The sequence below is a fragment of the Aquitalea sp. S1-19 genome, assembly GCF_024343515.1.
On record NZ_RJTZ01000108.1, the window covers coordinates 1 to 9,738 of the forward strand.

The following is a 9,738-nucleotide window of genomic DNA, read 5'->3' on the forward strand; positions in this document are numbered from 1 at the left end:
CGAGATTTTTTCGTCGTAGTAGTTGTGCTTGTACGACTTGTCGGACAGGCGTGGGCGCGGTGCCTGGCTCCACAGGAACTCGGGGTCTTCGTTGAAGTACTGCGACAGCAGCGGGCGGAAGGCCAGATATTCCCAGTAGCGGCAGCGGAAGGACATGGCCGCTTCGATGATTTCGTTACCGATGGTGAGTAGCGTGTCGCGTGGCGGCATGCAGGTCATCATCGAGCCGGTACGGAAGTCCGGGGTGATGACTGGCTGGTTCCATTGCAGCGGGCTTGGACGGTCGACTTTGACGCCACGCTCTTGCAGAACCTTGGCCAGGTTGTCGAGCTGTGCGTTGGCTTTTTCAACGGTTTCCAGTGGACGTGGGCCCCACATGCCGCGCATCGGACTGTCGATTGGTACTTTTTCGGAAGTCGCAGGTTCTTCTGGCGGTACGCAGCTGTGGTCGGCGCGGCCGACAATCACGTGCTTGAGCGGGTCGAAGTCGTTCCAGGAGTTAACAATCTTGGTCATGGTTGATGCCCTCGTTTAGTAAAACCGGTGTGATTTGCTTGGACGTATTTTTACGCGCTAAGCCTGACGCGGGCATTCCAAAAACTGTTCATTCGCTATCAAAAAACTGGCGTTCCACTTGGGTGCAAACCGGGTGTTTTTGCTGATATAGGCTTGCAAGCCTTGCCGGTAAACGCTTAACTTCTATGTCATTGCTTGTATCGGGGGTTGGGCATGCGTTTATGTGTGATTGCCGGGGACGGTATCGGGCCTGAAGTGACCGAGGTGGCGGTCGAAGTGCTGACAGCACTGCTGCCGGGCTTGCAGATCATGGAGCACGAAGCGGGATGGGACACGTTTTGTCGTACTGGCACCGCCCTGCCCGAGGCGACGCTCGCCAGCGCCCGTGCATGCAAGGCGGTGCTGTTTGGCGCGGTGAGTTCGCCTGCGCGCAAAGTGGAAGGCTACCGTTCTCCGATTGTGGCCTTGCGCCGTGCGCTGGATTGTTATGCCAATTTGCGCCCGACCCGCTCCTTGCCGCTGGCCGCCGGCCGGCCGGATCTGGACTTGCTGATCGTGCGCGAGAATACCGAAGACCTGTATATCGGTGAAGAGCAGAGTGACGGCGAGACGGCCACCGCCATCAAACGCATTACGCGCCATGCCTCGATGCAGGTGGCCGAGGTGGCATTCGAACTGGCGGCAAGGCGGACGCGCCAGCGCCTGTGCATTATCCACAAGGCCAATATCCTGCCGCTGACCGATGGCTTGTTTCGCGATGCGGCGCGCGCATCAGGCGCAAATTATCCACAGGTGGCGGTTGACGAGTTGCTGGTGGATACGGCCGCGCTGCGTCTGGTGCAGGCGCCGCAAGCATTCGATGTGCTGCTGGCGCCTAATCTGTATGGCGATATTTTGTCTGATCTGGCCGCAGGCCTGAATGGCGGGCTGGGGCAGGCGCCTTCGCTGAGCGTGGGGCAGGGTGTGGCGATTGCCGAGCCGGTGCACGGCTCGGCCCCCGATATTGCCGGGCAAGGTATCGCCAATCCGGTCGCAGCCTTGCTTAGCGCTGCCATGTTATTGCGTCACCACTGGCAACTGCCGGCTAAGGCCGATGCGCTGGAGTCGGCTATCCGGCAGTTATTGTCTGCCGGTATCGCGACCGCCGATCTGGGCGGCACGGCCTCTACGCGCGCCTTCGGCCGGGCGCTACTTGCACAGCTGGCGCGTTAAGCGGCAAGTCTCTCCCTATTCCGGCGGCGATGATCCGGCCGCCTGCATGATCTGCTCGATCAGCTTGCTGCGGGCGGCGATATGGTGATCGAAGCGCCAGTCCTGCAGTAGCTGGATGGCGGTGTCGAAATACTTCATGTCGATATCGTACAGGGTGCGGATATCGAAGGCGGTGCCGGTTTCCAGTGCTGCGGCCAGCGCGATCAGCACTGCCAGCTGTTCCGGCTCCTTATTGTCTTCCACCAGTTTCCTGATCTGTTTGGCTGCATTCATCTTGCCGGTCTCTCCAGGTTGGCCATCCTGCCTTGGCCATGATAGGACGCTGCAGCGCTGCGGCAAGTCCATGCCGCCTATTGCTGAGCTCTGGACGCTTAAGCTTGCGTTAATTTATTTAGGATAAACTGCCGCAACAATATTCCTGCCTATCAAATATGCGACTGCCTGCTCTGCGTCCCCAGCGCCCAGAAATTGTGGCTTTGGTGCTCTCCTTACTGTTTGTCGTGCTGTTTAACCTGCCTTTGTGGCAGCGTGTTCTGGGCATTGTCTCTCCGCTGAGCGGCCATAGCGTGTGGATGCTGGGGCTGACCTTTGTACTGCTGGCGGCCTTCTTTAATCTGGCATTGCTGTTGCTTGCCTGGCCATGGATCTTCAAACCGGTGGCGACCGTGCTGCTGCTGACCAGTGCGGCGGCGACCTATTTCATGCAGCAGTATGGCGTGCTGATCGACATGAATATGGTGCAGAACGTATTCCAGACCGATCCGGCCGAAGTGCGCGACCTGATTACCGGGCGCATGCTGGCGAGCATTCTGTTGCTGGGTGTATTGCCTGCGCTATGGCTGTGGAAAACGCCCATCCATTACCGCCCGGCTTGGCGTGAGCTGTTGGTACGCAGCGTCGCCTTGCTGGTGGCTTCGATGATGCTGGCCGGTGTGGCGCTGGCCGGCTATCAGGACTTTGCCTCGCTGTTCCGCAACCACCGCGACCTGCGTTATCTGCTGACGCCGAACAACTATATCCAGGCCACCAGTTCCTATTTGCGCCAGCATACGGCGACGCCCGATGTGATCCAGCCGTTTGCAACCGATGCTCGCAAAATGTCGTTTGCCACCTTGCCGCACAAGAAGCGGGTGCTGGTACTGGTGGTGGGAGAGACGGCCCGTGCCGATCGTTTTGCGCTGAATGGCTACGCACGCAATACCAATCCCGAGCTGTCTAAAATACCCGGCCTGATCAACTTCAGCGATGTCAGTTCCTGCGGCACTGAAACGGCGGTGTCGCTGCCGTGCATGCTGTCAGGCATGACGCGTGCCGACTACGATGCGACCGTTGCCAAGAAGCGGGAAAACCTGCTCGATATCGTGCAGCGCAGCGGCTATGGCGTGCTGTGGCGCAATAATAATTCCGGCTGCAAGGGCACATGCCTGCGCATGCCGATCGAAGATATGGCGCATCTGGAAACGCCGGGGCTGTGTAACAAGGAAGAGTGCGGCGACGAGATCCTGCTGCAGGGTTTGCCGGGAAAATTGGCGGCGGCCAAGGGCGATATGCTGATCGTGCTGCATCAGAAAGGCAGCCATGGTCCGGCCTATTACAAGCGTTACCCCAAACAGTTCGAGGTGTTCAAGCCGGTATGCCGTACCAGCGAGTTGCAGAAGTGCTCGGAACAGGAAATAGGCAATGCCTTCGATAACACCATTCTTTATACCGACCACTTTCTGGCGCGCACCATCGCGCTCTTGCAGCAGCAAAAAGATGTAGACAGCGCCATGCTGTATCTATCGGATCATGGTGAGTCGCTGGGCGAGAACAATCTTTACCTGCACGGCACGCCTTACTTTATGGCGCCGGAAGCGCAGTACAAGGTGCCGATGCTGATGTGGTTCTCCGACGGCTACCAGAAGCGCAATGCCGTGAATACCCAGTGCCTGTCCGCCAAAAAGACTGGCTCTTACAGCCACGACAATCTGTTCCATTCTGTGCTGGGCCTGCTGGACATCTCGACGACCGAGTACCGCAAGCCGCTGGATGTCTTCGCCGACTGCCGCCAACCCATCCCAAGATCTGATAAATGAGCGCCGAGATTTTGCCGATGCCGGTAGCTGTTGCTCCCGGCGACAAGCGGGCGTTTTACCTGACACAGGGCATGGTGCTGGCCAGCCTCGCGCTATTGTTCTGGGTGCTTAACCGCTTTACCGGTCTGGATTTGTGGCTGGCTGGTCTGGCTTATGATCCGGCGTCTGGCGGCTTCGCGCTGAAAAACAGCGTGTGGCTGGACTGGATCAATCATCGTCTGGCCAAGTATGTGGTGATGGCCATTGCCTTGTGCTGGCTGGCTCAAGGGGGGCGGCGGCGCGACGGGCACGTACTGACGACGGGCGTGGCGATGGCGCTGGCGACGCTGGCGGTGTCGCTGCTGAAAGCGGCCAGCCCGCATTCCTGCCCATGGAGTCTGGCCCAGTTTGGTGGTTCGGCCGAACTGTTCACTATTTTCGGTGAGATCGCGGCCCACCCCGGCCCGGGGCATTGCTTTCCCGGCGGACATGCATCCGGCGGTTTCGCTTTAATGGCCGGTTATCTTTTTTATCGCGAGAGCAACCGGGCGCGTGCGCGCCGCTGGCTGGTGGCAGGGCTATTGGCAGGTGCCCTGATGGGCGCCGGGCAGATGGTGCGTGGTGCACATTTTCTTAGCCACAACCTGTGGAGCGGCTGGGTGGTATGGCTGGTGTGCGTGACGGTGTTTGCGTTGTATGACGGCCTGCGTGCACATCGCCAAAAAAAATCATTTGGCTTAAGTTTAGGTTAAGGCTGGGGGTGTGTAATGGCATCACGCCACTGGGACAGGTGGCTTCAACTTAGGATGAAGATCATGAAAAAATTGCTGCTTGTTGCCATGATGGCCGGTTTTGCTTCGACTGCCGCTTTTGCCGCTGCCAAGTGCGAAGTCCATCCGAAAGACCAGTGGATCAAGGAAGCCGACTTCAAGAAAAAGCTCGAGGCTGACGGCTACACCATCAAGAAGTTCAAGGTTTCCGGTGACTGCTACGAGATGTACGGCAAGACCAAGGACGGCAAGAAGGCAGAAATCTATTTCGACACCGTTTCCGGCAAGGCTGTGAAGTCTGAAATCGGGAATTGAACGGTATCAGGGCTATGACCGGAGGGCGCGATGGCGCCCTTTTTCTTTGGCGAAGTCCCCGTTACGAGTTGGAGTCGATAGGTTTTGGGCTTTGTGTCCGCTGCGCGGACGTGTTTTTTACTTGCCGCTTCCGCGCGGCATGCGGGCAGGGGCCGGACGCGCCCGGCCCCTTGCATCCCCGGCGCCCCCGAAGTCTCGCGAAACCCCGGTGCAAAAGCCGCTGGCGAGGCGCTGGCCAACTCGCGATTCGCTACCGTCGAATCGCTCAAACAAGGGCCAGCTTAAGACCTTGCCAGCATCTTTTGCACCGGCGCGAGCCTAACGGGGATGGGTGGCTGACGCACGGATAGCGCGCATCGCATGCGATCAGCACCAACTTGTGTGGAACATCGCCTTTTTTGGCCGGAGGTATGCAATGAATGCAAACGATACGCTGACCCGGGTGCGGGTATGGGATCCGCTGGTGCGTCTGTTTCATTGGGCGCTGGTGCTATGCATCGCTTTGAATCTGTTTGTGCTGGAAGATGGCGATGCGCCGCATCGCTGGACAGGCTATATCGCCACCAGCCTGATCGCGCTACGCATCATCTGGGGCTTTGTCGGTTCGCGCCATGCCCGCTTTTCAGACTTCTGGCCGACGCGCCAGCGTCTGCTGGCGCACTGGCAGCGCATGAAAACGGGCGAGCCCGACCCGCATCCGGGTCATAATCCGGCAGGTGCCCTGATGATGCTGGCGCTGATGGTACTGGTACTGGGGCTAGGTCTGAGCGGTTATATGATGGGAACGAATGCCTTCTGGGGCGAGGAATGGCTGGAAAATACCCATGAGATCATAGCCAACAGTCTGATGGCGCTGGCCGGCGTACATATCTTGGCCGCCTTGCTGATGAGCCATATCGAAGGGGTCAATCTGCCGCGGGCGATGGTGACCGGAGTCAAGGTGTATCAGCGCAGGCAGCGGTAAGCAGGGCTGGATAATCAAGGAGGCGGTATGCGGGTGTTGCTGGTAGAAGATGACGGGATGATCGGGGATGGGCTGAAAATTGGCCTGACAGCCTTGGGGTTTACCACCGACTGGTTTCGCGACGGGCGCGAAGCGTTCGCGGCACTGTCGGCTGCGCCTTACGACGCCGTGGTGCTGGATCTGGGCCTGCCCGGCATGGACGGCATGGATATTCTGGCCGCGTGGCGCAAGGCCGGGCGGGCCGAGCCTGTGCTGGTGCTGACTGCGCGCGATGCGCTGCATGACCGGGTTGGCGGTCTGGATGCCGGGGCCGATGACTATCTGGCCAAGCCGTTTGCGCTGGCCGAGGTGGCAGCGCGCCTGCGCGCGCTGATCCGCCGTCATCACGGGCAAAGCTCGCCCACTTTTACCCATGCCGACATTACGCTGGACCCGGTGGCGCACAAGGTGGTGCAGGCCGGGCGCGAGATCGAACTGACCGCGCGCGAATTCACCCTGCTGGAATTGTTGATGGCAAATGCAGGCCGTATCCTGCCCAAGGAGCGCATAGAAGAAAAGCTTTACGGCTGGGACAAGGATGTCGAGAGCAATGCGCTGGAAGTGCATGTCCACCATCTGCGCAAAAAACTGGGTAGTCAGGTGATACGTACCGTGCGCGGTGTCGGCTATACGCTGGGGGGCGAGGCGTGACCAAGAGTTTGCGTCTGCAGGTGATGCTGACGGTCGCGGCAGCCATCTTGCTGATCTGGGGCGGTAGTTCCGCCGTGGCATGGATGCAGGTACGCCATGAAATCGACGAATTATTCGATACCCAGCAAATCCAGTTTGCCCGGCAGCTATTGGCGGCCGATCTGCATGATTTTGACGATGACAGCGCACGCTTGCCACGCGGCAAGGCGCTTTTGCCCAAGCAGTTGCCCAAAGGGCAGCGCGGCAATCTGGAGGATGATGCCCTGTCTTTTATCGTCTGGGACGATGAGGGGCGGGTGGTGTTTTCCGATGGCGAAGACCAGGGTTTTGCGCCGCCGTCCGGGCAGCATGGTTTTTACAATGTGTCGCTTGATGGCGATAGCTGGCGTGTGCTCTATCTGCCTATGCCTGACGGGCACCGTGTCGCGGCAGTGGGGCAGCAGCTCTCTTTTCGCAACGAGGTCGCGCGCGAGATATTGATGGCGCAACTGCTGCCGTGGTTGCTGGCTTTGCCCTTACTGTTGCTGGTGTTGTGGCTGACCCTGACCCGCCGTCTGGTACCGTTTCGCCGGGTGGCCGAACAGCTGGACGCTCGCCGGCTGGACGATGCCACGCCGGTTGTCGCCGATGTGCCGCGCGAGGCTGCTCCGATGCTGGCGGCGCTGAACCAGCTGATAGCGCGCATGGCCGATACCCTGTCGCGCGAACGCCGCTTTACCGCGGATGCTGCACATGAGCTGAGAACGCCGCTGGCGGCATTGAAGATTCAGGCCGAGGTCGCGCAACTGGGTTTGCCAGCGGCAGAGCAGGCGCGGGCACTTTCGCAACTGGAAGTCGGTATCGATCGTGCCACGCGCCTGGTCAACCAGTTGCTGGCCCTGACCCGGCTCGACCCGATGGCCGGGCCGCAGAACGCGCAGCCGGTGGACTGGGCGCGGGTGTTGCGGCAAGTGGCCGGGGATGTGGCGGCAGAGGCGGCAGAGCAGGGCATTACCCTGAAGCTGGAGGGCGATATGGCGAGTGCCTTGCCGCTTAAGGGGGACGAAACGCTGCTGGCGCTGATGCTGCGCAATCTGGCCGACAATGCCATCCGTTACTCGCATGCGGGCGGCGAAGTGGTGTTGCTGGCCAGTCCCGACGCCATCACGGTGCTGGACAGCGGTCCGGGCATAGACCCGGAACTGATGCCGCGCATACGCGAGCGCTTCTTCCGTCCGCCGGGGCAGACGCAGACCGGCAGCGGCCTGGGCCTGTCCATCGTCGAGCGTATCGCGGCGCTGCATGGTCTGCAACTGGAACTGGAAAACCGCCCGGGGGGCGGCTTGCTGGCGCGGCTGCTGCGGAGCTAAGCTTGGCGCTTTGCATGGCGGCGGATCAGCGCGATCTTGCCGCCTAATGCCTTGTCGACGATGGCCGGGCATAGCAAGTTGAGGCGGGCAAACAACTTTTCCGGCCAGCCGATATAGCGGCGCCCGCTACGGCCACTGGCCAGTGCCGCCATCACGGCATTGGCGACCACTTCGGGACTGTCGCTGGCATTGCCCATCTCGCGGTTGAGCGCATTGACGCCATCGCTATTTAGCGCGGTGCGGGTCGCGCGCGGTGCGATGTAATGTACGCGTAGCGGCTGACCCGTCATCTCGCGCCGCAGTGCTTCATTGAAGCCGTACAGACCGAACTTGGTCGCTGAATAGACGGTTTGCCCGGGAAAGCCCAGGCTGCCGAAGGTCGAGCCGATATTGACAATGTCGGCGTCGCCACTTTGTTGCAGCAAGGGTAATAGCGCCTGCGTCACCAGCATGGGCGCGCTCAGATTGGTCGCCACCAGCTGTTCTATTTCTGCCTCCGTCATCTGTTCGAATAGCGCAAAATGCCCGCTGCCGGCAACATTCACCAGCCCCGAAATGCCCGCGCTATCGCGGCAAGCGTCCAGCAATGCTGCCCGGCCTGAAGCCTTGGTCAGATCGGCTGAAACCCACAGCGCGTCGGTACTATCCGGCAAGGCGGCCGCCAGAGCAGCCAGACGCCCGGTATCGCGTCCGGTGAGTATCAGCTTGTGGCCGGCGGCGGCCAGCGCATGGGCGATGGCGCCACCGATACCGCCGGACGCACCGGTGACGACAAAAGTACGGGCTTTTTTCATGCAAACTCCGGTAGCAGGGCGGTCGCTGCGGCGGCATCGACCGAGCGCAAAGTGTCGCCAAACAGGCGGTAGAACATATTGGCACTGTGCAGGATACAGGCTTGGTCTTGCGGATCGGTGATCCGGTTCATCAGTTTCTCGAAAAACACGATATGGTCCTGATCCAGTGCGCCATGCGAGCGCAGATAGCTGAAAGCCGAATCGGGCAGGCCGGTCGATAGCTGTATCGCGTCGGCCGCCTGACTGGCGATATTGACGCTAGTGCCTTCCAGCACCAGCACCATGCCAAAGAAGCCGACCGGGTTGACGCGGCTGACCATATCCCAGGCGTAGGCGACCATCAGCTCGGTCTGGGCATTGGGCAGGCTGTGGCGGGCCTTTTCCTTGTCGTAGCCGCAGGCGGCGATATCGTTCAACACCCATTCCTGATGACCGGTTTCTTCTTCTATGTATTCGGCCACCGCCTCGCGCAGCCACTCCTTGCTGTCCGGCAGGCGCGCCCCGGCCTGCATCAATAAGGGAACCGTATGCTTCACATGATGGAAGGCCTGGGTCAGATAGGCGGCGTAGCTTGCCGCATCCATGGTGCCGGCCATGGCCTGATGGATCAGTTCGCTGGCCAGCAGATAGTCGCGGCCGCGGGCCGTGGCGGCCAATAGTTTCGGATAGAAAGTCATGCTTGGACTCCGGTGCGAGGGAGGGTAAGGGCGGCCAGGGCCGTCGCGTAGTGTTCGGCAATCAGCGCGCGTCTGGGCCGGCCGTTGTCGGTCATCAGCGGGCTGCCGGGCAACAAGGGGGTCTCCAGACGGATAAAGTGCGCCACGCGCGCATAGTCGGGCAGGCTAAGGCTGGCGTGATCCAGAGCCTGCTGCACATGCTGGTCGTCGGCTCCCGGGGCAAACACCAGCGCGACCAGCGCCGGCAGCGCCTCGCCCAGAACCACGCACTGGCGTATCACGCCCTGTGCCAGCAATTCGCTCTCCACCCATTCGGGGGACACGTTGCGACCGAAGGCGGTAATCAGCAGATGCTTGCTGCGCCCGTTGACGTGGACAAAGCCGTCGGCGTCGATCC

Annotated in this window: 11 protein-coding genes and 1 pseudogene; 7 read left to right on the forward strand and 5 right to left on the reverse strand. The window is 60.5% G+C overall.

Annotation, left to right across the window (positions count from 1 at the left end; genetic code table 11):
- Positions 1-516: pseudogene (locus tag EGI20_RS14240) on the reverse strand (serine/threonine protein kinase); the annotation flags it as partial.
- A 213-nt stretch (positions 517-729) separates the two neighbouring features.
- Here EGI20_RS14240 and EGI20_RS14245 point away from each other — a divergent pair.
- On the forward strand, positions 730-1,728 hold the full coding sequence (locus EGI20_RS14245; protein WP_498632264.1) for an isocitrate/isopropylmalate dehydrogenase family protein: 999 nt from the start codon (positions 730-732) through the stop codon (positions 1,726-1,728).
- A 15-nt stretch (positions 1,729-1,743) separates the two neighbouring features.
- On the opposite strand, the gene EGI20_RS14250 is transcribed toward EGI20_RS14245, so the two are convergent.
- Positions 1,744-2,001 carry a hypothetical protein gene (locus EGI20_RS14250; RefSeq protein WP_498632266.1) on the reverse strand — a complete coding sequence of 86 codons (258 nt, stop codon included), beginning with the start codon at positions 1,999-2,001 and terminating at the stop codon, positions 1,744-1,746.
- Positions 2,002-2,159: 158 nt separating this feature from the next.
- On the opposite strand from EGI20_RS14250, the gene EGI20_RS14255 reads away from it, so the two are divergent.
- The 6 genes from EGI20_RS14255 (at position 2,160) to EGI20_RS14280 (ending at position 7,870) form a co-directional block, all read left to right on the forward strand.
- Positions 2,160-3,803, forward strand: a complete 1,644-nt coding sequence (locus tag EGI20_RS14255; protein ID WP_498632267.1) for a phosphoethanolamine transferase — start codon at positions 2,160-2,162, stop codon at positions 3,801-3,803.
- Positions 3,800-4,534 (forward strand): phosphatase PAP2 family protein, encoded by a 735-nt coding sequence (locus EGI20_RS14260; protein ID WP_498632268.1) that lies wholly within the window; start codon positions 3,800-3,802, stop codon positions 4,532-4,534. Before EGI20_RS14255 ends, EGI20_RS14260 begins: the two co-directional genes overlap by 4 nt.
- A gap of 63 nt (positions 4,535-4,597) precedes the next feature.
- Positions 4,598-4,867, forward strand: a complete 270-nt coding sequence (locus tag EGI20_RS14265) for a PepSY domain-containing protein (protein ID WP_124736505.1) — start codon at positions 4,598-4,600, stop codon at positions 4,865-4,867.
- 415 nt (positions 4,868-5,282) lie between these two features.
- Positions 5,283-5,831 (forward strand): cytochrome b/b6 domain-containing protein, encoded by a 549-nt coding sequence (locus EGI20_RS14270; protein WP_498632269.1) that lies wholly within the window; start codon positions 5,283-5,285, stop codon positions 5,829-5,831.
- A gap of 27 nt (positions 5,832-5,858) precedes the next feature.
- Entirely contained in the window at positions 5,859-6,521 is a 663-nt protein-coding gene (locus EGI20_RS14275) for a winged helix-turn-helix domain-containing protein (RefSeq protein WP_124736507.1), read from the forward strand.
- The gene (locus EGI20_RS14280; protein WP_498632272.1) at positions 6,518-7,870 is read left to right on the forward strand and encodes an ATP-binding protein; all 1,353 of its coding nucleotides are present in this window, start codon (positions 6,518-6,520) and stop codon (positions 7,868-7,870) included. Before EGI20_RS14275 ends, EGI20_RS14280 begins: the two co-directional genes overlap by 4 nt.
- On the opposite strand, the gene EGI20_RS14285 is transcribed toward EGI20_RS14280, so the two are convergent.
- The 3 genes from EGI20_RS14285 to EGI20_RS14295 form a co-directional block, all read right to left on the reverse strand.
- The gene (locus tag EGI20_RS14285; protein ID WP_498632273.1) at positions 7,867-8,664 is read right to left on the reverse strand and encodes an SDR family oxidoreductase; all 798 of its coding nucleotides are present in this window, start codon (positions 8,662-8,664) and stop codon (positions 7,867-7,869) included. The two genes, EGI20_RS14280 and EGI20_RS14285, sit on opposite strands and share 4 nt — an antisense overlap.
- Positions 8,661-9,341, reverse strand: coding sequence for an iron-containing redox enzyme family protein (locus EGI20_RS14290; protein WP_498632275.1), 681 nt, complete (start codon positions 9,339-9,341; stop codon positions 8,661-8,663). Before EGI20_RS14290 ends, EGI20_RS14285 begins: the two co-directional genes overlap by 4 nt.
- On the reverse strand, positions 9,338-9,738 hold a 401-nt coding region (locus EGI20_RS14295), incomplete at its 5' end, for a hypothetical protein (protein ID WP_498632277.1). The genes EGI20_RS14295 and EGI20_RS14290, both read right to left, overlap by 4 nt.

What these genes read in the sequence shown, in the direction of transcription:
- EGI20_RS14245 (WP_498632264.1), top strand. Translation starts at nt 730, where the DNA reads ATGCGTTTATGTGTGATTGCCGGGGACGGTATCGGGCCTGAAGTGACC.
- EGI20_RS14250 (WP_498632266.1), bottom strand. Translation starts at nt 2,001, where the DNA reads ATGAATGCAGCCAAACAGATCAGGAAACTGGTGGAAGACAATAAGGAG.
- EGI20_RS14255 (WP_498632267.1), top strand. Translation starts at nt 2,160, where the DNA reads ATGCGACTGCCTGCTCTGCGTCCCCAGCGCCCAGAAATTGTGGCTTTG.
- EGI20_RS14290 (WP_498632275.1), bottom strand. Translation starts at nt 9,341, where the DNA reads ATGACTTTCTATCCGAAACTATTGGCCGCCACGGCCCGCGGCCGCGAC.
- EGI20_RS14260 (WP_498632268.1), top strand. Translation starts at nt 3,800, where the DNA reads ATGAGCGCCGAGATTTTGCCGATGCCGGTAGCTGTTGCTCCCGGCGAC.
- EGI20_RS14285 (WP_498632273.1), bottom strand. Translation starts at nt 8,664, where the DNA reads ATGAAAAAAGCCCGTACTTTTGTCGTCACCGGTGCGTCCGGCGGTATC.
- EGI20_RS14265 (WP_124736505.1), top strand. Translation starts at nt 4,598, where the DNA reads ATGAAAAAATTGCTGCTTGTTGCCATGATGGCCGGTTTTGCTTCGACT.
- EGI20_RS14270 (WP_498632269.1), top strand. Translation starts at nt 5,283, where the DNA reads ATGAATGCAAACGATACGCTGACCCGGGTGCGGGTATGGGATCCGCTG.
- EGI20_RS14275 (WP_124736507.1), top strand. Translation starts at nt 5,859, where the DNA reads ATGCGGGTGTTGCTGGTAGAAGATGACGGGATGATCGGGGATGGGCTG.